The organism is Mycobacterium sp. IS-1742 (assembly GCF_001500125.1).
GTDB lineage: Bacteria > Actinomycetota > Actinomycetes > Mycobacteriales > Mycobacteriaceae > Mycobacterium.
The window spans coordinates 137,711-160,126 of the sequence record NZ_LQIV01000034.1 but is presented as its reverse complement, the minus strand read 5'-3'; the positions used below and the strand labels follow the sequence as shown (position 1 = coordinate 160,126).

At 70.8% G+C, this 22,416-nt stretch carries 19 protein-coding genes; 15 read left to right on the top strand and 4 right to left on the bottom strand.

All coding sequences use genetic code 11. The annotated features are described in order from the left end of the window. Positions 1-10: 10 nt before the first annotated feature. Positions 11-661, bottom strand: a complete 651-nt coding sequence (locus AU196_RS18220; RefSeq protein WP_059096473.1) for an HD domain-containing protein — start codon at positions 659-661, stop codon at positions 11-13. A 113-nt stretch (positions 662-774) separates the two neighbouring features. On the opposite strand from AU196_RS18220, the gene AU196_RS18215 reads away from it, so the two are divergent. The 4 genes from AU196_RS18215 to AU196_RS18200 all read left to right on the top strand — a co-directional run bounded on the left by AU196_RS18215 (position 775) and on the right by AU196_RS18200 (position 4,509). Next, complete coding sequence (locus AU196_RS18215) at positions 775-1,473, top strand: crotonase/enoyl-CoA hydratase family protein (RefSeq protein ID WP_059096472.1); 699 nt, start codon at positions 775-777, stop codon at positions 1,471-1,473. 7 nt (positions 1,474-1,480) lie between these two features. Further along, complete coding sequence (locus tag AU196_RS18210; protein WP_059096471.1) at positions 1,481-2,068, top strand: TetR/AcrR family transcriptional regulator; 588 nt, start codon at positions 1,481-1,483, stop codon at positions 2,066-2,068. A gap of 109 nt (positions 2,069-2,177) precedes the next feature. Further along, the gene (locus AU196_RS18205; protein WP_059096470.1) at positions 2,178-2,918 is read left to right on the top strand and encodes a hypothetical protein; all 741 of its coding nucleotides are present in this window, start codon (positions 2,178-2,180) and stop codon (positions 2,916-2,918) included. Positions 2,919-2,928: 10 nt separating this feature from the next. Beyond that, complete coding sequence (locus AU196_RS18200; RefSeq protein ID WP_059096469.1) at positions 2,929-4,509, top strand: HD domain-containing phosphohydrolase; 1,581 nt, start codon at positions 2,929-2,931, stop codon at positions 4,507-4,509. On the opposite strand, the gene usfY is transcribed toward AU196_RS18200, so the two are convergent. Next, positions 4,506-4,814 (bottom strand): protein UsfY, encoded by a 309-nt coding sequence (usfY, locus tag AU196_RS18195; protein WP_059096468.1) that lies wholly within the window; start codon positions 4,812-4,814, stop codon positions 4,506-4,508. The genes AU196_RS18200 and usfY overlap by 4 nt on opposite strands. Positions 4,815-4,890: 76 nt before the next feature. On the opposite strand from usfY, the gene AU196_RS18190 reads away from it, so the two are divergent. Together AU196_RS18190 and AU196_RS18185 are read left to right on the top strand one after the other, a co-directional pair. Continuing rightward, a complete protein-coding gene (locus AU196_RS18190) occupies positions 4,891-5,886 on the top strand; it encodes a magnesium transporter CorA family protein (RefSeq protein WP_059096467.1) in 996 nt (331 codons plus the stop codon). A gap of 168 nt (positions 5,887-6,054) precedes the next feature. Next, on the top strand, positions 6,055-6,936 hold the full coding sequence (locus AU196_RS18185) for a hypothetical protein (protein ID WP_059096466.1): 882 nt from the start codon (positions 6,055-6,057) through the stop codon (positions 6,934-6,936). Here AU196_RS18185 and AU196_RS18180 read toward each other — a convergent pair. Next, on the bottom strand, positions 6,882-8,036 hold the full coding sequence (locus AU196_RS18180) for an NAD(P)/FAD-dependent oxidoreductase (protein WP_059096465.1): 1,155 nt from the start codon (positions 8,034-8,036) through the stop codon (positions 6,882-6,884). The two genes, AU196_RS18185 and AU196_RS18180, sit on opposite strands and share 55 nt — an antisense overlap. 72 nt (positions 8,037-8,108) lie before the next feature. On the opposite strand from AU196_RS18180, the gene AU196_RS18175 reads away from it, so the two are divergent. Together AU196_RS18175 and AU196_RS18170 are read left to right on the top strand one after the other, a co-directional pair. Then, positions 8,109-8,585, top strand: a complete 477-nt coding sequence (locus tag AU196_RS18175) for a MarR family winged helix-turn-helix transcriptional regulator (protein WP_059096464.1) — start codon at positions 8,109-8,111, stop codon at positions 8,583-8,585. Then, positions 8,582-9,850: an MFS transporter gene (locus AU196_RS18170; protein WP_059096463.1), complete on the top strand. Its 1,269-nt coding sequence runs from the start codon at positions 8,582-8,584 to the stop codon at positions 9,848-9,850. The genes AU196_RS18175 and AU196_RS18170 overlap by 4 nt, the downstream gene beginning before the upstream one ends. Here AU196_RS18170 and AU196_RS18165 read toward each other — a convergent pair. Continuing rightward, the gene (locus AU196_RS18165; protein ID WP_059096462.1) at positions 9,802-10,398 is read right to left on the bottom strand and encodes an HD domain-containing protein; all 597 of its coding nucleotides are present in this window, start codon (positions 10,396-10,398) and stop codon (positions 9,802-9,804) included. The two genes, AU196_RS18170 and AU196_RS18165, sit on opposite strands and share 49 nt — an antisense overlap. A 60-nt stretch (positions 10,399-10,458) precedes the next feature. On the opposite strand from AU196_RS18165, the gene recC reads away from it, so the two are divergent. From recC to AU196_RS18130, 7 genes are all read left to right on the top strand, one after another. After that, a complete protein-coding gene (gene recC / locus AU196_RS18160; RefSeq protein WP_059096461.1) occupies positions 10,459-13,707 on the top strand; it encodes an exodeoxyribonuclease V subunit gamma in 3,249 nt (1,082 codons plus the stop codon). Next, positions 13,707-17,003: an exodeoxyribonuclease V subunit beta gene (gene recB, locus AU196_RS18155; protein WP_059096460.1), complete on the top strand. Its 3,297-nt coding sequence runs from the start codon at positions 13,707-13,709 to the stop codon at positions 17,001-17,003. Before recC ends, recB begins: the two co-directional genes overlap by 1 nt. A gap of 169 nt (positions 17,004-17,172) precedes the next feature. Then, on the top strand, positions 17,173-17,493 hold the full coding sequence (locus AU196_RS18150) for an STAS domain-containing protein (RefSeq protein WP_059096459.1): 321 nt from the start codon (positions 17,173-17,175) through the stop codon (positions 17,491-17,493). Between the two features lie 31 nt (positions 17,494-17,524). Further along, positions 17,525-18,415 (top strand): NYN domain-containing protein, encoded by an 891-nt coding sequence (locus AU196_RS18145; protein ID WP_059096458.1) that lies wholly within the window; start codon positions 17,525-17,527, stop codon positions 18,413-18,415. Next, positions 18,412-20,109 carry an exodeoxyribonuclease V subunit alpha gene (gene recD / locus AU196_RS18140; protein WP_059096457.1) on the top strand — a complete coding sequence of 566 codons (1,698 nt, stop codon included), beginning with the start codon at positions 18,412-18,414 and terminating at the stop codon, positions 20,107-20,109. The genes AU196_RS18145 and recD overlap by 4 nt, the downstream gene beginning before the upstream one ends. A 57-nt stretch (positions 20,110-20,166) precedes the next feature. Continuing rightward, the gene (locus tag AU196_RS18135) at positions 20,167-20,619 is read left to right on the top strand and encodes an SRPBCC family protein (protein WP_059096456.1); all 453 of its coding nucleotides are present in this window, start codon (positions 20,167-20,169) and stop codon (positions 20,617-20,619) included. 25 nt (positions 20,620-20,644) lie between these two features. Next, positions 20,645-22,414 (top strand): sulfatase-like hydrolase/transferase, encoded by a 1,770-nt coding sequence (locus AU196_RS18130; protein ID WP_059096648.1) that lies wholly within the window; start codon positions 20,645-20,647, stop codon positions 22,412-22,414. Positions 22,415-22,416: the final 2 nt, after the last annotated feature.

Below are 22,416 nucleotides of genomic sequence, written 5' to 3'. Positions count from 1 at the left end.
GTCGAACGTGTCACCGGTCGACGGGCTGATCCCCCCAGCCGGAGTTCTTCACCATGTCCAGGAAGGTGAGCGAACCGCCGTTGAGCAGCTCGTGCACATGGGCGGGGAACGTGAACGGCGGCGCCTTGCGCGGATTGGCCGCGGCACCGCGGGCGATCAGGTCGGCGATCGTGTAGCCGAGATCGTGGCGCGGCCACGTCGCGTTCACCCGGTCGACGAACCCGGGCGACAGCAGTTGCCGGTCGACGCCGTTGATGTCGAGCGAGATCCCGTTGAACGACACGGCCTGCTCGGCGCCGAACCGGTCCGCCAGGCCCACGCTGGTGTGCAGCGCGATGCCCTCCCACACCGTGCGGGCCCGGGCGCCGTCGACGCCGTACTCACGCAGGAAGCGCACCGCGGCGTCGGCACCGTCGACCTCGAAGCGCTGATCGCCGTCGCCATGGTCGGTGACGCCGAGGTCGTGCAGCACGCAGGTGAGGTAGACGAGCTCGTCGTCGTAGTCGGCGCCGCTACGCAGACCCTTGGCCGCGGCGAGTTCGCGGGCGAACACGTAACTGCGGACGGTGTGGTTGGCGATGCACGGCGTCGACACGTCGAGCACCAATCGCAGTGCGGCGGAACAGACTTCGTTGTCAGGTAGATCCCACGGTTGCGTCATGCGATGAGCCTGCCGTACTCGCGACCGTTCCGGCGAGTGGCTAGATCGCCATATAACGCCGGGATCTAGCCAGGCTCTTGGTTTTCGTAACAGCGTTACGTAACGTCGCCCACATGAGCGGCACCGTGACCTACGACCTGACCGAATCCGTCGCGACCATCGCGATGGACGACGGCAAAGCCAACGTCCTCTCACCGGCCATGCAGGCCAACCTCAACGAGGCCTTCGACCGCGCAGAGAAAGACGATTCGAAAGCCGTTGTGCTGGCGGGCAATCAGAAGTTGTTCAGCGGCGGCTTCGACCTGGCGGTGTTCGCCTCCGGAGATGCGCAGGCCGCGCTCGGCATGCTCACCGGCGGGTTCGAACTGGCTGTGCGCTGCCTGACCTTCCCGAAGCCGGTGATCATGGCCGCGACCGGACCGGCCATCGCCATGGGTTCGTTCCTGCTGCTGTCGGGCGACGTCCGGATCGGCTCACCGCGCTCGCGCTGCCAGGCCAACGAGGTCGCGATCGGCATGGTGCTGCCGATCAGCGCGATCGAACTGATGCGCATGCGGTTGACACCCGCGGCGTTCCACCGCGGCATCTCGATGGCCGCGACGTTCGCCGGGGACGCGGCGATCGCCGCCGGCTGGCTCGACGAGGTGGTGGAGCAGGACGCCGTGCTCACGCGGGCGCAGGAGGTGGCGGCCGAGGCGGCTTCGACGCTGCACCTGAGCGCGCACCTCGCGAGCAAGCTCAAGGCCCGCGACCACGCTGTGCAGGCGATCCGTGCCGGAATCGACGGGCTGGCAACAGAGTTCGGCGGCTAGGACGTCCATGCCCCGAGCCAAGCAGCGCACCCCCGAACTGCGGGACCGGCTGCTGGAGGTCGCCGTCGCGACGCTCGACGAGGAGGGCGTCGCCCGGCTCACCACACGGCGGGTCGCCGAGCGGGCGGGCACGTCGGTGCCCGCGGTCTACGAGTTGTTCGACGACAAGGCCGGGCTGGTTCGGGCGATCTTCTTCGAGGGGTTCCGGCGGTTGGGCCGCGACCTTGCGCAGACGCCGGTGACCGACGACCCGGTCGCGGACGTCGAGGCGCTGGTACCGGTGTTCCGTCGCTTCTGCCTGGACTCGCCGAGGCTGGCGCAGGTGATGTTCTCCCGCCCGTTCGCCGACTTCGACCCCGGCCCCGAGGAACTGGCCGCAGGCGAGGCGGTGCGCGACACCTTCCTCGACCGCATCCAGCGGTGCCTCGACGAGGGCGCGCTGACCGGCGACGCGGTGGACATCGCGCACGTCCTGCTCGCCATGGCGAAAGGCCTGGCGGTGCAGGAGGCCGGCTGCTGGCTCGGCACGACGGCCCGTTCGGTCGAGCGCCGGTGGCGGCTCGGCGTGCACGCGCTGCTGGCGGGTTTCTCGTGATTTCGGCGTGCTGGGTTGCTCCCAGCGCGACCGCGCACGCCGAAATCGCCGTGTAGTTGAGGCGAATGCCCCATGCCCGCCGGGGGTCCCCCGCCGCAGCATCGGTGGCATGACCACACAACCCACTCCCCAGGCGGCCGCCCAGGCGACCGCGACCCAACCCCTCCCCGACGGTGACGACGAGCGCGTCGTCGGCTTCGGCGTGATGGGCCTGCCGTTCACCAGCGGCCACTACCTCGCCTACCGCGACTTCCCCGCGACGTCGTTCTCCCCCGCCTACCTGTCGGTGTGGCACCGCACCCCCGACGGCGTGTGGACGTTCTACGCCACCACGCCCGGCGCACAGAGCTGTTCGCGCTACTTCAGCTCCGCCACCACCGTCGACCCCGTCGTCTGCGACATCACCGCGACGTGGACGACACCCTGGACGCTGGACATCTCGATCCCCGACGTCCTGCGGTGGCGGGTCGACATCGCCGCCACGTCCGCGACCAAGGCCCTCACGGCCGTCGGCACCCGGCTGCCCGCCCGGACGTGGACCAACCGCGCCGCGCTCGGCATCCTCGGCCGCGCGGTCGGCCCGGTCCTCGGCGCGGGCAGCATCCGGCTGACGGGCACGTCGTCCAACGGCCAGCACTTCCGCATCGGCCCCAAGCGTGTGTGGGTGGTCGCCGGCTCCACCGCGACGGTGCGCGGTGAGGATCTCGGACCGACCGGGGCACTGCCACAGCAGGCCCGGCTGGCCGACTTCCGGCTGCCGCAGCGCGGCATCTGCGTCGTCGGGCAGGGCCTGTTCGACCCGTTCGACACTCACCGGCATCGTGACGCCGACCGGCTTTCGCTGACCTGATGACCGGGCCATGACGACGGCGCACAATCAGCTCGTGACCAGTCGCGTGCAGGCCGCGGGACTCCCGACACGGGCGGAGGTCCTCGCGGCCCTGTCGGTGGCCATCGACCTCGGCCTCGGCCAGCCCGCCGAGCACATGCTGCGTTCGGCGCTGATCGCCACCCGGCTCGCCGACCGCCTGGGACTCACACGGGCACAACGTGATTGCGTGTACTACGCGACGCTGATCATGTGGATCGGCTGCCACGCCGACTCGCACGAGTACGCGCGGTGGTTCGGCGACGACATCGCGGTGCGCCGGGCGTCGTATCTCGTCGACTGGTCCGGGCTGCCGTATCAGCGCTTTCTGCTGGCCAACATCGCCCACGGCGAACCGCTGCTGCAGCGGCTGCGGACCGCGGCGGCGCTGTATGCCGATGCGCGGGGCAACATCTCGCGGCTCATCCACTCCCACTGCGCGTCGGCGTCGATGCTGGCCGAGCGGATCGGCCTGGACGACGACGTGCAGCGGGTGCTCGGGTACACCTTCGAACGCTTCGACGGCGGCGGACTGCCCGGCGGCGCCGCCGGAGACGCGATCCCCGTCGAGATGCGGGTGGCGCAGTTCGCGGATCTGGTGGAGGTGCATCACCGCGACCACGGCGTGGAGGGTGCGGTGGCGATGGCCCGCAGCCGCCGCGGCGGCCAATTCGACCCCGCGGTCGTCGACGCGTTCGTCGCCGATCCCGACGCGGTGCTGGCGATGCCCACGACCGTGTGGGCGACAGCGCTGCAACAGGCGCCGGACCGGCACGCCCGGCTCGACGCACCCGGCCTCGATGCCCTGCTGATCGCGCTCGGCGACTTCGTCGACCTCAAATGTCCTTTCACGGCCGGACATTCGCGTGCGGTCGCCGCGCTGGCGGAGTCCGCGGCCGGCGTGCTGGGCCTCGACGCCGAGGCGGTGGCGTCGACGCGCCGGGCCGGCCACCTCCACGACGTCGGCCGCATCGGGGTGTCCAACCAGGTGTGGTCGAAGGCGTCGGCGCTGAGCACGGCTGAGTTCGAACGGGTGCGATTGCATCCGTACCTGACCGAGCGGATACTGCGCCAGGTGCCCGGTCTCGGGCAGGTGGCGTCGGTCGCGGCGAACCACCACGAGCGTCTCGACGGCGCCGGGTACCCGCGGGGGCTCGGTGCCCGGGAGCTCACGGTGCCCGATCGGGTGCTGGCGGCGGCCGTGGCGTTTCAGGCGGCGTGCGAGCCTCGGCCGTACCGTGCGCAGATGGCGGCCGGTGACGCGGCGCGACGGGTGCAGCAGCGGGTGCGCGACGGCGGACTGGATCCGGCCGCCGCCGAGGCGGTGCTGCACGCCGCGGGCCAACCGGTCCGGCCCAGGGCACGATCCGGTGCGCTGACCGCGCGCGAAGCCGAGGTGCTGTGCCTGGTGGCTCAGGGCGCGACGAACAGGGAGATCGCGGCGAGGCTCGTCATCAGCGAGAAGACCGCACGCAACCATGTCGAGCGCACGTACGCCAAGATCGGGGTGTCCAACCGCGTCGCGGCGAGCCTGTACGCCCTCGAGCACGGACTCCTCGGGCGCCCCGGTTAGGCGGCGGGCCGGTGCGTGGCGTCCGAATGCTGGCTGCGCCAGAGCCGTTCGATGCGCAGCACGCGGCGGTGCTCGAGTGCGATCAGGCCACCACCCGCGGTGACCACGGCGCCGGTGACCAACGCGAGCGGGAGCACCAGGCTGGTCTCTCCGTACGCGGCCGAGGCCACGATGGCGGCCAGCCCGATGACGCCGAGCGCGATCAACACCAGCCCGGGAAACCAGAGAGTGTCGATGAACGATTCGCCCGCGCGGGGCTGGTAGGTCCGCGAATGGTCGATGGGATCGTGATGCGCGCCCTTCATCGCATCCTTCTTTCTTCGAGGGATACCCCAGGCTACGCCCGAAGTGATGCACGTCACATGACGTCTTCCTGACAAGATGGGCGCCGTGAGTGACGTCCGTGGGCGCGTGTGGCGGAACGGGGAACCGCAGGACGAGTTCGAGTTCGCCGGGATATCCGACTACCTCGCCGAACCGGGCACCCTCGTCTGGGCGGATGTCTACGCCTCCGACCACGCCATCCTCAAGGACCTCGCCCACGAACTCGGCCTCAACGCGTGGGCCGTCGAGGACGCGGTCGCCGAAGCCGAACGCACCAAGGCCACCGTCTATCCGACGCACACGTTCTTCACCGTCTACAGCGTCGACACCCACGAGCCGGACAGCGACACCGACTCCACGCTGGCGGTGCACCGCATCTCCGGGTTCGTGCTGCCGCAGGGGCTGATCACCGTGCGGTTGTCGGCGGACTTCGACATCGACGCGGTCTCCGAGCGGTTCGACGAACTCGGCGGGCAGGAGTTCGGCATCGGCGCACTGGTGCACGCCCTGCTCGACACGGTGGTCGACAGCCATTTCACGGCGGTGCAGTACCTCGACGACGCCATCGAGGAGGTCGAGGACGCGCTGTTCTCCGACGCGAAGCTGCCAGGTGGGCTGCAGCGCAGGACGTTTCAGCTACGGAAGGACCTCGTGCACCTGCGGCGGGTGGTGCTTCCGATGCGTGAGGTGGTCAATTCGATCCAGCACCGCCGCTTCGACGCGAAAACCTCGCCCGAGCTCGACCCGCGCTACGCCGACCTCTACGACCACGTGCTGCGCGCGTCGGAATGGACCGAGTCGTTGCGCGACATGATCACGACCGTCTTCGAGACGAACCTGTCGCTACAGGACGCCCGGCTCAACATGGTGATGAAGAAGCTGACCGGCTGGGCGGCGATCATCGCGGTGCCGACGGCCATCACCGGCTTCTACGGCCAGAACGTCACCTATCCGGGGATCGAGACGGTCGCGGGGTTCATCACCAGTTCGGTGCTGATCATGCTGCTGGTCGCGATCCTCTACGTGATGTTCAAGCGCCGCGACTGGCTCTGAGGTTCGGCATCGCTTCACGCGCCCTGGGCCCGTTGTCGACACCACGGTCGTCGATTCCCGTCCCTGCCGCCCCACCACAGCCCTGTCGTCGACAACGGGCACAGCATCGAGAAAGGCTCCCTCGCCCTGAACCGCCGGCTTGTCGGTGAGGCCGGTCATCATCGCGGCATGTACCCGATCGTGGGTTCCGAGGAGATCGCCGCAGGGCGGCTGACGCGGGCCGCGTTACGGTGGAACTACACCGCGATCCACCCGAACATCTACCTGCCCAGAGGCGCTCCCCCCACACCTCACGCCAGAGCCGTGGCCGCGTTCCTCTGGACAGGACGGAAGGGCGTGATCGCCGGCCGGGCCGCCGCCTATTGGCACGGCGTCCGGTGGGCCCTCGAGAACCATGACATCGAGGTGATCGGCAGGCACCGCAGATCCGCACACGGTGTCGAGATCCACGACGAACGCATCGCCCCGGACGAGATCCGCCGCTACGGAGCCGAACTCCTCCTCACCTCTCCGGCCCGCACCGCTCTCGATCTCGGCCGCCGTTTGCCCCGGGTCGAGGCGGTGGCCGTGCTCGACGCGCTGGCGGCCGCGTCGGGTGTGACGGCCGCGGAGGTTCAGGCGCTGGCAGCCCGCTACCCGGGCATGCGCGGGATCCCCGCGGCTCGGGAAGCCGTCGGGCTGATGGACGGCGGCGCCCGGTCTCGGGAGGAGACAATCACTCGACTGTTCCTCACCGACGCCGGCCTGCCGAGACCGAGTACGGGCATCCAGCTCGAGGACAAACACTGGGCGGCGCGCATCGCCATGGGCTGGGAATTCGCGAAGGTCGGAATCAGCTTCGAGTCCGACGACCAGCTCGAGAGATACTCACAGGTGCAGCGGCTCGAGACCGAGGAACTGGTGCAACGCCTCGGCTGGTTGCACATTCGCGCACATCCGTGGCGAAGCCTCCGGATCGTCCGGTCACGAGCGCGGGCGGCGCTCATGTCCCGTGCTCACCGCACCTGGAGCGGCGAGTGGGTGCCCACCAGATCGGCGGCCAGCCGGTAGTCGTCGTCGGCGTTGAGGCTGAGCACCCCGACCACCTCACCGCCCGCCTCGTACCAGACCGTGAAGCCGTCGCGGTGGTCGACGAGCCGGCTGTGCTCGTACGGAACACCCCAGCCGCGGTACTTGAGCCGGGCCGCGCCGATCGCGCAGTGGAACCCCGGCACCTTGGCCCAGTCGGTGGGATATCCGGCGGCGGAAGCACCGGCGATCTCCCCCTGGTCGGCCGCATCGCGCCAGTGTTCGGTCGGGATCGGCCTGCCCGCGGTGACGTTGAACGCCAGCGCGACGTCGCCCGCGGCGAAGACGTTGGGCGCCGACGTGTGCATGTGCTCGTTGACGACGATCCGCCCGTCCCGGGTGCGGATCCCCGCCGCCTCGGCCAACCGGGCGTCCGGGCGCACCCCGGTTGCGGCGACGACGAGGTCGCCGTCGAGCGCGCCGCCGTCGTCGAGGAGCACGCCGTCCTCGTGCACCTCCACCACCCGCGAGGGGCCGGTGAACCGGACGCCGTTGTCCGACAACAGCTTCGCGATACGCTCACCCGCGTCGAGGCCGAACCGGCGCTGCAGCGGCACCGGTTCGCCGGCCACCATGGTCGTGGCGATCCCGTTGGCCGCCAGACACGCCGCCGCCTCGCACCCGATCAGCCCACCGCCGATCACCACGGCGGTGCGGGCCTGCAGCGCGGTCATGCGGACGGCGACGGCGTCCGCGAGCGAACGCAGCTGCAGCGCGTTCGCGGCGCCGGGCACCTCGAGGGGGACGGGCGCGGCGCCGGGTGCGAGGACCAGGCTCCAGTACGGGTAGCGCCGCCCGCCGCGGGTGATCACCTCGCGGGCGTCGAGGTCGATGTGGTCGACGGTGATGCCGCGGATCAGTTCGAGGCGCCGCTTGTCGAACCAGTCGGGCGTGTGGAGGTCCACGTGCTGGTCGCGACCGCAGAGGAAGTCTTTGCTCAGCGGCGGCTTGGCATAGGGCATCGCGGGGTCGGCGGTGAGGATCTGCACGCGCAGATGCGGATGCCGCTCGCGGAACGCCGCGGCCGCGCTGAGCCCGGCCGGTCCGCTGCCGACGGCGATCAACCCTGACGACGTTGCCACTCCCGGGGAGTACCACCGCCGTCGCCCGGTTATGCGCTGTTCGGACGTGGTGTCCGGATACATGTATGTGCTATGCATATAACCGTGCCGTCTTCCCGCTACGACCATCTCGACGAGCTGCTCACCCGGATCCACGTCATCCGGCAGCGGCCCGAGTGGCGGCGGCAGCTGCTCGACCACACCGAACCGGTGACCACGGTCTCGACGCTCCGGGTCCTGCGCGCCGTCGAGCAGTGTGAGACGAGCGGCCGCGGGGCATCCATCGGCGATGTCGCCGAGTACATGGCCGTGGAACATTCGACGGCCAGCCGGACCGTCGGATCCGTCGTCGCCGCCGGGCTGTTGACGAAGACCCTCGCCGCCGACGATCAGCGCCGCTGCGTGCTGGTCCTGACCGATGCCGGGCGCGCCGCGCTGGCCGCCGTCACCGACCGTCGCCGCGAGATCGTCGCCGACGTGGTGTCCGGCTGGCCCGACACCGACGTCGACGCGCTGGTCGGACTGCTCGACCGGCTCGTCGTGGACTTCGAACGCGGGGTGCGGGCATGACCGCACAGGCCACCGCACCGCCGCAGGCCCGCGGCGCGCTCGGGTTGATGTTCGACCCGGTGTTCGGCGCCCTGTTCTGGGGCAAGATGTTCTCGATCGTCGCCGTCTGGACGCACGGCATCATCTCGGCGATCGTCATGTACGAGGCGACCGGTTCGGCGCTGATGGTCGGTCTGGTCGGCGTCGTGCAGTTCGGGCCGCAGCTCATCTTCAGCCCGACCAGCGGCAAGTGGGCCGACACCGGCAACCCGGCGCGCCAGATCCTGCTGGGCCGTCTGCTGTGCCTGGTCGGTTCGGGGTCGATCGCGGTGTGGCTGGCGATCACCGAGGAACAGGCCGCCGCGGCGGTGCTGCTCGGCACCCTGCTCGTCGGCATCGGCTTCGTGGTGGGCGGGCCGGCGATGCAGTCGATCGTGCCCAACCTCATCCGCAGCGGCGAACTGTCGACGGCCATGGCGCTCAACAGCATTCCGATGACCATCGGCCGGATGATCGGCCCGGTGATCGGCGCCTACCTGGCCGCGCACCTCGGATACGCCGAAGGATTCGCGGTCAGCGCGGGTCTGCACCTGATCTTCGCGATGTTCCTGCTGGTGGTCCGGTTCCCCGCTCCCCCGGTGCGCCGGGAGGGCGCGGACTACCGGGTCCGCGCGGCGCTGAAGTACGTCTGGCACGACAAGCCGCTGTTCCTGGCGCTGCTGGCGGTGACGACGGTCGGTTTCGCGGCCGACCCGTCGATCACGCTGACGCCGTCGATGGCCGATGCGCTCGGCGGGGACACCCGCCTGGTCGGCGCGCTGTCGGCGGTGTTCGGCATCGGAGCGGCCCTGGGCATGGCGGTGCTGGCGTTGCTGCGCGGGCGCATCGCGGCCGGGTGGGTGTCGTCGGTCGGGCTGTGGCTGCTGTGTGCCGGATGCGCGGTGCTGGCGGTCGGGACGGTCACGCCGGTGGCGGTGGCGGGGTTCGCGCTGGCGGGTCTCGGCTTCGGCTGGGCGATGACCGGGCTGAGCACCGTTGTGCAGGAGCGGGCGCCGGAGGAGCTGCGCGGCCGCATCATGGCGCTGTGGCTGGTCGGGTTCCTGGGATCGCGGCCGATTGCGGCGGCGGTGCTGGGCGGGGCGGCCGACGCGGTGAACGTGTTCGCGGCGTTCGGGGTCGCGGCGGTGTCGGTGGTGGGCGTCGGGCTGTTGTGCCGCCCGTCGGCGCTGACCGGACCTCAGACCGTCGCGGCGACCGGGGGGCCGATCTCCTCCCCGAGGTCCTGAACCACCCGCGCCAACTCGTCGACCAGCCAGCTCTCGCTGCGCCGGCGGTACACGTCGAGCAGCGACCTGTAGTACCAGAGATGGTCCTGCGGATCGGCGGTGCTGAACCGCTCCCACAGCGGCGGCCCGAGCCGGCGCAGATCCCGCAGGATCGCCCGCGCGTTGTCGAGTTTGTCGGCCAGTGACACCAGCACTGCGCTGTCCGACGCCTTGCCCAGATCGGCGATGTAGTCCTCCTTGCGCTGCCGCCACGGCGGCTTCGGCGTGACCATCGTGTCGCTGCACTCCTCGACGATGTCGGCGACCTCCGCCCCGAACCTCGTCCGGATCTCGTCGAGCGTCTGTTCCCCGCCCTGATCCTCGGCCGCGTCGTGCAGCAGCCCGGCGATCGCCTCGGTCTCGGTGCCGCCCGCCTCGATCACCAGGCCCGCCACCGAGAGCAGATGCCCCACGTAGGGCACGTCCCCGCCCTTGCGCTGCTGCGTGCGGTGCAACGCCGATGTGTAGGAGAGCGCCTCGTCGAATCGTTCGGTCAGTCGTGTCGCCATACGCGGGGGATGCCCGCCTTACCCGCGATTAGTCGGACCCGCGCTCTATGGTTTGGGTTGATGCCATTCCATGTGCACCGGGCGGAGCGCACCGACCTGCTGGCCGACGGACTCGGCGCCCTGCTGTCCACTCCCCTGGCCGACCCCTTCGCCGAAGAACTCGTCATCGTCCCGGCCAAAGGGGTCGAGCGGTGGCTGAGCCAGCGCCTGTCCCACGTCCTGGGCCGCGGTTCCGGCGACGACGGCGTCTGCGCGGGCATCACCTTTCGCAGCCCTCACTCGTTGATCGCAGAGGTCACCGGCACCCGCGACGACGATCCGTGGGCGCCCGACACCCTGGTCTGGCCGCTGCTCGAGGTCATCGACGACAGCCTCGACCAACCGTGGTGCACCACGCTCGCCACCCACCTGGGCCACTTCGAACACGGCGAGGAAAGAGAGCTCCGGCAGAGCCGGCGCTACGCCGTCGCCCGCCGCCTCGCCGGCCTGTTCGCCTGCTACGCCCGGCAACGCCCGCAGTTGCTCGTCGACTGGCTCGCCGGCGACACCGGGGACCTCGACGACGACCTGCACTGGCAACCGCATCTGTGGCGCGCGCTCGCCGACCGGGTGCCCGCCGACCCGCCACACGTCCGGCACGCCGAAATCGTTGCGCGACTGCGTAAGTCACCCATCGGCCTCCCCGAGCGCCTGTCGCTGTTCGGTCACACCCGACTGCCCTTCACCGAGGTCGAACTGCTCGGCGCGCTCGCCACCCACCACGACCTGCACCTGTGGCTGCCGCATCCCAGCGACCCGCTGTGGACCTCGCTACGGGCCCACCGCGGCCCCATCCGCCGTCGCGACGACACCACACACCGCGAGGTCGGCCACCCGCTGCTCGCCACCCTCGGCCGCGACCTGCGCGAAATGCAGCGCAGCCTGCCCGCCGACCCGCGGACCGACGACCATCTCGGCCACGCCGACCATCCCGACTCCCTGCTCGGCTGGCTGCAGTCCGACATCGCCGCCAACGCGATGCGCCCCGCCGGCCGCCGGCTGCCCGACCACGACCGCTCGGTGCAGGTGCACAGCTGCCACGGCGCCGCCCGGCAGATCGACGTGCTGCGTGAGGTGCTGCTCGGCCTGCTCGTCGACGACCCGACACTCGAACCGCGCGACATCCTCGTCATGTGCCCCGACATCGAGCACTACGCGCCGTTGATCGTCGCCGGGTTCGGGCTGGGCGACGTGGTGCACGGCGCGCATCCGGCCCACCGGCTCCGCGTCAAACTCGCCGACCGCGCACTCACGCAGACCAACCCGCTGCTCGGCGTCGCCGCCCAACTGCTCGCCCTGGCCGGCGGTCGCGCCACCGCCACCGAAGTGCTCAACCTCGCCGAGGCGCCGTCGGTCCGGGCCAGGTTCGGCTTCAGCGACGACGACCTCGACGCGATCGGCGACTGGGTGCGCGAGGCCAACATCCGGTGGGGCTTCGACCGCGGACACCGCCATCCCTACGGCGTCGACTTCGTCCAGAACACCTGGCGTTTCGGGCTCGACCGGGTGCTCGCCGGGGTCGCGATGTCCGACGACTCCCACGCCTGGCTCGACACCACCCTGCCCCTCGACGACGTCGGCAGCGACAGGGTCGAACTCGCCGGCCGCCTCGCCGAGTACGTCGACCGGCTGCAGCACTGCGTCGAATCACTCAGCGGCACACGACCTCTGCACCAGTGGCTCGACGCCCTGCGCACCGGCATCGATCAACTGACCACGGTCCCCGACGACGACACCTGGCAGACCACTCAGCTGGAACGTGAGTTCGCCGACGTGCTGGCCCAGGCCGGCGCGCGGCGCGACACGCTGCTGCGCCTGCCGGACGTGAGGGCACTGCTGGACCGCCACCTCGCCGGACGGCCCACCCGCGCGAACTTCCGCACCGGCACGCTCACGGTGTGCACGATGGTGCCGATGCGTTCGGTCCCGCACCGGGTGGTGTGCCTGGTGGGTCTCGACGACGGGGCCTTCCCGCGCCTCGGCGTCGTCGACGGCGACGACGCGCTGGCCCGCGACCCGATGACCGGCGAGCGCGACATCCGCTCCGAGGACCGCCAACTGCTGCTCGACGCGATCGGCGCGGCGACGGAGAAACTCGTCGTCACCTACACCGGCGCCAACGAATACTCCGGGCAGCGCAGGCCGCCGGCGGTGCCGCTGGTCGAACTGCTCGACGCGCTCGACGTCACCACCGAGAGCCCGGTGCGCGACACGATCGTCGTCGAACATCCGTTGCAGCCCTTCGATGTTCGCAACGTCACACCGGGCGCGCTCGGGGTGCCCGGCACACCGTTCACGTTCGACTCGACCGCGCTGACCGCGGCGACGGTCGCGGCGGGCGACCGCGCCGAGCGGCCCGGCCTGCTCACCCATCCCCTGCCCGCGCCACCGGAGGACGACGTCGCGCTCGACGACCTGATCGGGTTCTTCAGGGATCCGGTCAAGGGGTTCTTCCGTGCGTTGGACTTCACGCTGCCGTGGGATGTCGACGCCGTCGAGGACGCGATGCCGGTCGAGATCGACGCGCTGGCCGAATGGCAAGTCGGCGAACGGATGCTCGACGACATGCTGCGCGGCCTCAATCCTGAACAGGCACAACAGGCCGAGTGGCGGCGCGGGTCGCTGCCGCCGGGCCGGCTCGGCTGGCGCAAGGCGCAGGAGTTGCGGGATCAGGCCGCCGCGCTCGCGGTCGCCGCGCACCGGCACCGCGGGCAGCCGCCGCAGGCCTACGACGTCGACTTCCACCTCGGCGGTGGTCGCCGCGTCACCGGCACGGTCGCCAGGGTGTACGGCGACCGGACGGTCACCGTCACGTACTCCAAGCTCGACGGCCGCCACCTGCTGGGGTCGTGGATCCAGTTGGCGGCGTTGACCGCTGCGCGCCCGGGCGCCGACTGGGCGGCGGTGTGCATCGGCCGCGCGAAGCGGGGTACCGCGCCGCGGGAGCGGATGCTGGGCGCACCGCAGGACGCGACGGGTGTGCTGCGGGACCTGGTGAGCATGTACGACGCGGGGCGGCGTGAGCCGATTCCGCTGCCGCCGAAGACCTCGTACGCGTGGGCCGAGGCGCGCCACGGCCGTGGGGACGCGGAACGGGCGGCGCGGTTCCGCTGGAAGTCGGACCGCTACCCCGGCGAGGACGCCGAACCCGCCAACGTGCGGGTGTGGGGTCCGAACGCCTGGCTCGGCACCCTGATCGCCGCCGGCCTCGACGGATACGCGACCCGCCTGTGGGTGCCGATGCTCGACGCCGAGAGGGACCCCGACTGATGGACGGTTTCGATCTGCTCGGCCCGCTTCCCGCCCCGCGGACCACGACCGTGCTGGAGGCCAGTGCCGGCACCGGTAAGACATTCGCGCTCGCGGGTCTGGTGACGCGCTACATCGCCGAGGGTGTCGCGACGCTCGACCAGATGCTGCTGGTGACGTTCGGCCGGGCGGCCAGCCAGGAACTGCGCGAGCGGGTCCGCTGCCAGATGCTCGACGCGCTGGTGGCGTTCGATGACGAATCGACGGTCGGCGACAACCAACTGGTCGCCCACCTCATCAAGGGCTCCGACCAGGAACGCCACGCCCGCAGACAAAGGCTCAGGGACGCGCTGGCCGGTTTCGACGCCGCCACGATCGCGACCACACATCAGTTCTGCCAACTCGTCCTCAAATCGCTTGGTGTTGCGGGCGATACGGACACCGGCGTGCAACTGGTGGAGAGTCTCGACGACCTCACCGCCGAGATCGTCGACGATCTGTACCTCGCCCACTTCGGCCAACAGCGCGACGATCCGGCGCTGACCCGCGCGCAGGCGCTGGAGCTCGCCCGCGAAGTCGTCCGCAACGCCGGCACCGAACTGCGGCCGCAGCACCCGCCCATCGGCACGGAGGCCGCGGTGCGCGTCGAGTTCGCCAGGGCGGTGTGCTCCGAACTCGAGAGACGCAAACGCCGGCTGGGCATCCTGCACTACGACGATCTGCTGTCCCGACTGGCCAACGCGCTGACCGATCAGGACTCACCCGCGCGCGCCCGCATGCACCGCCGCTGGTCGATCGTCATGGTCGACGAATTCCAGGACACCGATCCGGTGCAGTGGCAGGTGATCGACCGGGCCTTCACCGGCCGCTCGACGCTGATCCTGATCGGCGACCCCAAACAGGCGATCTACGCGTTCCGCGGCGGCGACATCGTCACCTACCTGCACGCCGCCAGCACGGCCGGGCACCGGCAGACGCTCGGCACCAACTGGCGCAGCGACGGCGACCTGGTCGACCGGCTGCAGGTCGTGCTGCGCGACGCCGAACTCGGCCACTCCGACATCGTCGTGCGGCCCGTCGAGGCCAGACACCCGGGGCACCGGCTCGAAGGCGCCCCGCACAACGACCCCTTCCGCCTGCGCATCGTCTCGCGCGACACCTTCGGCACCCGTTCGGACCGCGTCATCCCGATGGACAGGCTGCGGCCGCACATAAGCCGGGACCTCGCCGCCGACGTCGGCCGGCTGCTCGCCAGCGGAGCGACGTTCTGCGACAAGCGGATCGAGGCCAAGGACGTCGCGGTCATCGTCGAGACGCACAAGGACGCCCGCGCCTGTTTCGACGCGCTCTCGGCGGCAGGTATCCCCGCGGTCTACACCGGGGACTCCGACGTGTTCAACTCCCCGGCGGGGGACGACTGGCTGTGCCTGCTCGAGGCGTTCGACCAGCCGCACCGCTCCGGGCTCGTGCGGGCGGCGGCCACCACGATGTTCTTCGGCCGCACCGCCGAGGAGCTCGCCGCACGGGGCGACACGCTGACCGACGAGATCGCCGACCGGCTGCGGGAGTGGGCCGATCACGCCCGCGAGCGCGGTGTCGCCGCCATCTTCGAAGCGGCCAACATGACCGGCATGGGCAGGCGGGTGCTGTCGTGGCGCGACGGCGCCCGGCACATGACCGACCTTTCGCACCTGACGCAGGTGCTGCACGAGGTCGCCCATCGCGAACACTTCAGCCTGCCCGCGCTGCGGGACTGGCTGCGCACCCAGCGCGAGGACCGCAGCGGCGCCACCGAACGCAACCGCAGGCTCGACAACGACGCCGCGGCCGTGCAGATCATGACGGTGTGGGTCAGCAAGGGCCTGCAGTATCCGGTGGTGTACCTGCCGTTCGCGTTCAACCGCAACATCCAGACCCGCGACTGCGTGCTGTTCCACGACGGCCGCACCCGTTGCCTGCACATCGGCGCCGACGACAGCCCGGACCACGCCCAGGCCGAACGCCTCGGCCGGATCGAGGCGGCCGGCGACGACGTGCGCCTCACCTACGTCGCGCTGACGCGCGCGCAGTCTCAGGTGGTGGCGTGGTGGGCACCGTCGTGGGACGAACCCAACGGCGGGCTGTCCCGGCTGCTGCGGGGCCGCCGGCCCGGGGAGGCGGTGGTGCCCGACCGCTGCGACCCGCCCAGACTCGACGACGCGGACGCGAGGACCGCGCTGCGCGCGTGGGCGGACCTCGGCGGGCCGGTGCTCGAGGACTCCGAGATCGCCGAACCCGCCGCACCCCACCCCGGTGAGCACCCGACGGGGCTGGCGGTCCGGCACTTCCACCGCGGCATCGACACCGCGTGGCGGCGCACGTCGTACTCGGGTCTGCTGCGGGCCGCGGAGGACTCCCGAGGCGGCGGGGTGACCAGTGAACCCGAGGTGGCCGAACTCGACGACGAGATCGTCGACGTGCCGGTGTCCGAGCAGGACGACGAGGTGGCGGCGGTGCCGTCGCCGATGGCCGAGTTGCCGACGGGGGCGAAGTTCGGGTCACTGGTGCACGCGGTGCTCGAGCACGCCGACCCGTTCGCCACCGACTTCCGCGCCGAACTCGAACGCACGATCCGCGAGCAGGCGGTGTGGTGGCCGGTCGACGTCGCACCCGAGGTGCTGGCCGACGCGCTGCTGCCGATGCACGACACCCCGCTCGGTCCGCTCGCACCGGAGGTGACGTTGCGGAAGATCGGTCTCCGAGACCGTCTGCGCGAACTGGATTTTGAGTTCCCGCTGGCCGGCGGCGACGCGCGCGCCGACGCGCCGGTCATCACGCTCGCCGACGTCGGCCGCCTGCTCGCCGCGCATCTGCCCGCCGACGACGTGCTTGCGTCGTATGCCGACCGGCTCACCGATCGGGCGCTCGGCGGTCAGTCACTGAAGGGGTATCTGACGGGGTCGATCGACGCGGTGCTGCGGGTGGGCGGCCGCCATGTGGTGGTCGACTACAAGACGAACTGGCTCGGTGAACCCGAATCCCCGCTCACCGCAGCCGATTACAGCCGTCACCGGATGGCCGAGGCGATGCTGCACTCGGACTATCCGCTGCAGGCTCTGCTGTATTGCGTTGTGCTGCATCGTTTTCTGCGTTGGCGGCAGCCGGGTTACGACCCGGCTGAACATCTCGGCGGGGTGCAGTACCTGTTCGTGCGGGGCATGTGCGGAGCGTCGACACCGATGGCGGACGGGCAGCCGGCGGGGGTGTTCACCTGGCAACCGCCCGCGGAGTTGATCGTCGCGCTGTCGAACCTGCTCGACGCGGGCGCGAAAGTATGACGTCTCGCGCGCGGGCTTGCGCCGATGGGGGGCCACCGGCGTAAAGTCTGTCGAGGTTGATCAATCAGCCGCGGGCATGTCGCACTAAAAGGCTCATGGAGCCAGCCTCGCAGACGCCCCCCACATCTTCCCTTGCGCCGTATCGGCGCGGTTCCGGAGCTTGATCCTTATGCCTTCCATCGATCATCTGACCTTTTCCACCGAATGGCTCGACGCATACGACGTGCGCATCACCGTCGCCGGGTCCATCGACGCGTCGAACGCCCCTGAGCTGGAGGAGTACGTGCTGCGCCGGGGCGCGAACTCGCGCCGGCTGACCCTCGACATGACGGGTGTCGACTTCCTGTCCACCGCGGGGTTCTCGGTGCTGTGCACGATCGGTCAACGTTGCGTCCGCGCCGAGGTCCCGTGGACGCTGGTGAGCAACCCGACGGTGCGCCGGGTGCTCGAGGTCTGCGATCCGCACGTGACACTGCCGCAGGCCTCCTGACTACGGAAGCCCGATACGCGACACTGAACGGGTGACGGAACCGGGAGCCACACGCGTCGCGGTCTACCTCGACTTCGACAACATCGTCATCTCGCGGTACGACCAGGTCAACGGGCGCAATTCGTTCCAGCGAGACAAGACCAAGGCCGCCGACGACTTCGCCGAGAAGCTCACCCGGGCAACCGTCGACATCGGCGCGGTGATCGACTTCGCGTCGTCGTTCGGCACCCTGGTGCTCACCCGCGCGTACGCGGACTGGTCCTCGGACGTCAACGCGAACTACCGCGGCCAACTCGTGGCCCGCGCCGTCGACCTGGTGCAACTGTTCCCGGCCGCCGCCTACGGCAAGAACGGCGCCGACATCCGCCTGGCCGTCGACGCGGTCGAGGACATGTTCCGGCTCCCCGACCTGACCCACGTCGTCATCGTCGGCGGCGATTCGGACTACATCGCGCTGGCGCAGCGCTGCAAACGGCTCGGCCGGTATGTGGTCGGCATCGGAGTGGCGGGCGCGTCGAGCCGGTCGCTGGCGGCGGCGTGCGACGAGTTCGTCACCTACGACGCGCTGCCCGGCGTCCCGGTGCCCCAGCCCGACCCGCCGCCCGCCGAGGCCGGCGACGCACCGAAGAAGCGCACGCGGCGCCGCAAGACCGACTCGGACTCCGACGAGCCCGACCCGCAGATCGCCGCCACGGGTCTGCTCGCCCGCGCCCTGCAGATCGGCCTGGAGAAGGACGACGCCGACTGGCTGCACAACTCCGCGGTCAAGGCGCAGATGAAGCGGATGGACCCGTCGTTTTCCGAGAAGTCGCTGGGCTTCAAGTCGTTCAGCGACTTCCTGCGTTCACGCCAGGACCTCGTCGAACTCGACGAGAGCTCGACCACCCGCATGGTGCGGCTGCGCGCTCCCGGCGGCTCATGACCGCGTTCGCCCCCGCTTTCACCGACGCCGAGGTCTTCGAACCCGCCGACGTGCACGTCGCCCGGCGGCTCACCGAATTGGCCGGGGACGCCGACGAATCCGTGGCGCTCGCCGTCGCGTTCGCGGTGCGTGCGCTGCGGAACGGATCGGTGTGCGTCGACCTGAGGTCGGTGGCCGCCCAGGTCGGTATGCCGGAGCTGCCGTGGCCCGATCCGGAGGTGTGGCTGGCGGCGGTGCGGGCGAGCCCGCTGACCGGCGCGCCGCCCGTGCTGCGGCTGCATGCCGACCTGCTCTACCTCGATCGCTACTGGCGCGAAGAACAGCAGGTGTGCGACGACGTGCTCGCGCTGCTGGAATCGTCGCCGCCCGGGGATGTGCCGGGCCTGGACCGCCTGTTCCCCGCCGCGGACTTCCCCGAGCAACGCGTCGCCGCGGAAATCGCGCTGTCGCAATCGCTCACCGTGCTGACGGGCGGCCCCGGCACCGGCAAGACGACGACCGTGGCGCGGCTGCTGGCGCTGCTCGCCGAGCAGGCGTCGTTGCAGAACCGTCCGCCGCTGCGCATCGCGCTGGCCGCCCCGACGGGCAAGGCCGCGGCGCGTCTGCTCGAGGCCGTGCACCTGCAGATCGCCGAACTCGACGCCGTCGACCGTGACCGGCTGCCCGAGCTGACGGCCTCGACGCTGCACCGGCTGTTGCAGCGGCGCAGGGACAACGCGTCGCGGTTCCGCCACCACCGGGAGAACCGGTTGCCGCACGACGTGATCGTCGTCGACGAGACGTCGATGGTGTCTCTGACGTTGATGGCCCGGCTGCTGGAGGCCGTTCGGCCCGACAGCCGGTTGCTACTCGTGGGGGACGCCGACCAGCTGGCCTCGGTGGAGGCCGGCGCCGTGTTGGCCGACCTGGTCGACGGGTTGGGTGCGCGCGACGACGTGCGGATCGCCCGGCTCGTCACCTCCCACCGCTTCGGCGCGCCGATCGGGGCGCTCGCGTCGGCGATCCGGGAGGGCCACACCGACGACGTGATCGCGCTGCTGCGCGACGGCGGCTCGGACATCGAGTGGGTCGACACCGACAACCCCGGTGAGCAGTTGCGCAGAGTGCTTGTGCCGCATGCGTTGCGGCTGCGCGAGGCGGCGGTCCTCGGCGACGCGCGGACCGCGTTGGCCACGCTCGACGAGCACCGGCTGCTGTGCGCGCACCGGCGCGGGCCGTACGGCGTGCGGTACTGGAACCGGCAGGTCGAACGCTGGCTCACCGATGCGACCGGCGAGCCGATCTGGTCGGACTGGTATGCCGGGCGGCCGCTGCTGGTCACCGCGAACGACTACGGACTGCAGCTCTACAACGGCGACACCGGTGTGACCGTCGTGCGCGACCACGGGCTGGCGGCCGTGGTGGGCGCGGGCGCCGGGCCGGTGGAGTTCTCGACCAGCCGGCTCGCCGACGTCGAGACCGTGCACGCCATGACGATCCACAAGAGCCAGGGCAGCCAGGCACAGGAGGTGACCGTGCTGCTCCCCGACGAGGAGTCGCGGTTGCTGACCCGGGAGCTGTTCTACACCGCGGTCACCCGCGCGAAGACGAAGGTGCGGGTGGTCGGTTCGGAGGCGGCGGTGCGGGCCGCGATCGAACGGCGCGTGGTGCGGGCGTCGGGACTGGCCGACCGGTTGAGCGCCGCGGGCCGATAGCGTCCGACTCGCCCGTTACTGCTGACCATCGCGCATCCCGCACCGTAGGGTGGCCCTGTGGTGGCCCAGATCAGTCGTCGCCGGATCGTGCGCGCCGACCCGCAGACGGTGTGGGCGGCGCTCGCCGATTTCGGGGCGATCGGGGACTGGCTGTCCGGTGTCGACCATTCGTGCCTGCTGCGCACCGATCCCGACGGGCCGATCGGCACCGCGCGCCGCGTGCAGATGGGCCGTCTCACGCTGGTCGAGACCATCACCGACTTCGACGCCCCGACCACGCTGGCCTACGACATCGTCGGGTTGCCCCGCCGGCTGCGACGCTTCAACAACCGCTGGACGCTGCGACCCGACGGCTCCGCGACGGCCGTCACGCTGACCACCACCGTGGACCTCGGACCCGGCCGGATCCGGGGACTGGCCGCACGGCTGGTGTGTCTGGTGCTGGCGAAGATGTCGTCCGACACCATGCTCGTCGCCCTGGCAACGCGATCGGAGTCCACCCGTGTCTGAAATCAAGCCCGACATCGTCATCCTCATGACCGACGAGGAACGCGCGGTCCCGCCCTACGAGGCGCCCGAGGTGTTGGCCTGGCGCGACCGGGCGCTGCCCGGCCGCGGATGGTTCGACGAGCACGGCGTCAGCTTCGGCAGGCACTACACCGGATCGCTGGCCTGCGTGCCCAGCCGCCCGACGATCTTCACCGGGCAGTTCCCCGATCTGCACGGCGTCACCCAGACCGACGGCATCGGCAAGACGTACGAGGACTCCCGCATGCGCTGGCTGCGCCCGGGTGAGGTGCCGACGCTGGGCAACTGGTTCCGCGCCGCCGGTTACGACACCCACTACGACGGCAAGTGGCACATCTCCCACGCCGACGTCACCGACCCGGCGACCGGGCTGCCACTGGACACCAACGACGACGACGGTGTGGTCGACCCGGATGCGGTGCGGCGCTATCTCGACGCGGATCCGTTGGCCCCGTACGGGTTCTCCGGGTGGGTCGGCCCCGAACCGCACGGAGCGGCGTTGTCCAACAGCGGGTTTCGCCGCGACCCGCTGATCGCCGCCCGCGTGGTGGCGTGGCTGCAGGACCGTTACGCCCGACGCCGCGCCGGTGACGCGGATGCCCTTCGGCCGTTCCTGCTGGTGGCCAGCTTCGTCAACCCGCACGACATCGTGTTGTTCCCGCAGTGGGTGCGGCGCAGCCCGGTGAAACCCTCACCGCTGGACCCTCCGCATGTGCCCGCGGCGCCCACCGCCGACGAGGACCTGTCGACCAAACCGGCCGCGCAGATCGCCTTCCGCGAGGCGTACTACTCCGGCTACGGCCCCGCGGCGGTGATGGAGCGCACCTATCGGCGCAACGCCCAGCGATATCGCGACCTTTACTACCGCCTGCACGCCGAGGTGGACGGTCCGCTGGACCGGGTGCGCCGCGCCGTCGTCGAGGGTTCACGCGATGCCGTGCTGGTCCGCACCGCCGACCACGGCGACCTGCTCGGCGCGCACGGCGGCCTGCACCAGAAGTGGTTCAACCTCTACGACGAGGCGACCCGCGTCCCGTTCGTCATCGCCCGGACGGGTTCCCGTGCCACCGGGGCGCGCACGGTGACCGCACCCACCTCGCACGTCGACCTCGTTCCGACGCTGCTGGGCGCCGCCGGTATCGACGTCGACGCCACTGCCGCCGCCCTCGCAGAATCGTTCTCCGAGGTCCATCCCCTTCCGGGCCGGAACCTGATGCCGGTGGTCGACGGCGGCGCGCCCGACGAGGACCGCGCGGTGTACCTGATGACCCGCGACAACATGCTCGAAGGCGACAGCGGCGCATCGGGTCTGGCCCGCAAGCTCAAGCGCACCGTCAATCCGCCGGGCCCGCTGCGGATCCGGGTACCCGCGCACGTGGCGTCGAACTTCGAGGGGCTCGTCACCCGGGTCGACGGCCACCTGTGGAAGCTGGTGCGCAGTTTCGACGATCCGGCAACCTGGACCGAACCGGGTGTGCGCCACCTCGCCGCCAACGGTCTGGGTGGCGAGGCGTACCGCGCGAGCCCGCTCGACGACCAGTGGGAACTCTACGACCTCACCGACGACCCGACCGAGGCGGTCAACCGCTGGTTCGACCCGGGCTTGCACGAACTGCGCGCACACCTGCGCCGGCAACTCAAACTCGTCAGGGCCGAATCGGTTCCGGAGCGCAATGAGCCGTGGCCGTACGCCGTCCGGCGCCCACCGGCGGGACGGGCCCGCGTCGGCCTCGTCCGCCGGGCGCTCGGGCGCCTGGGGGTCGGCGCCGCGGTTTGAGC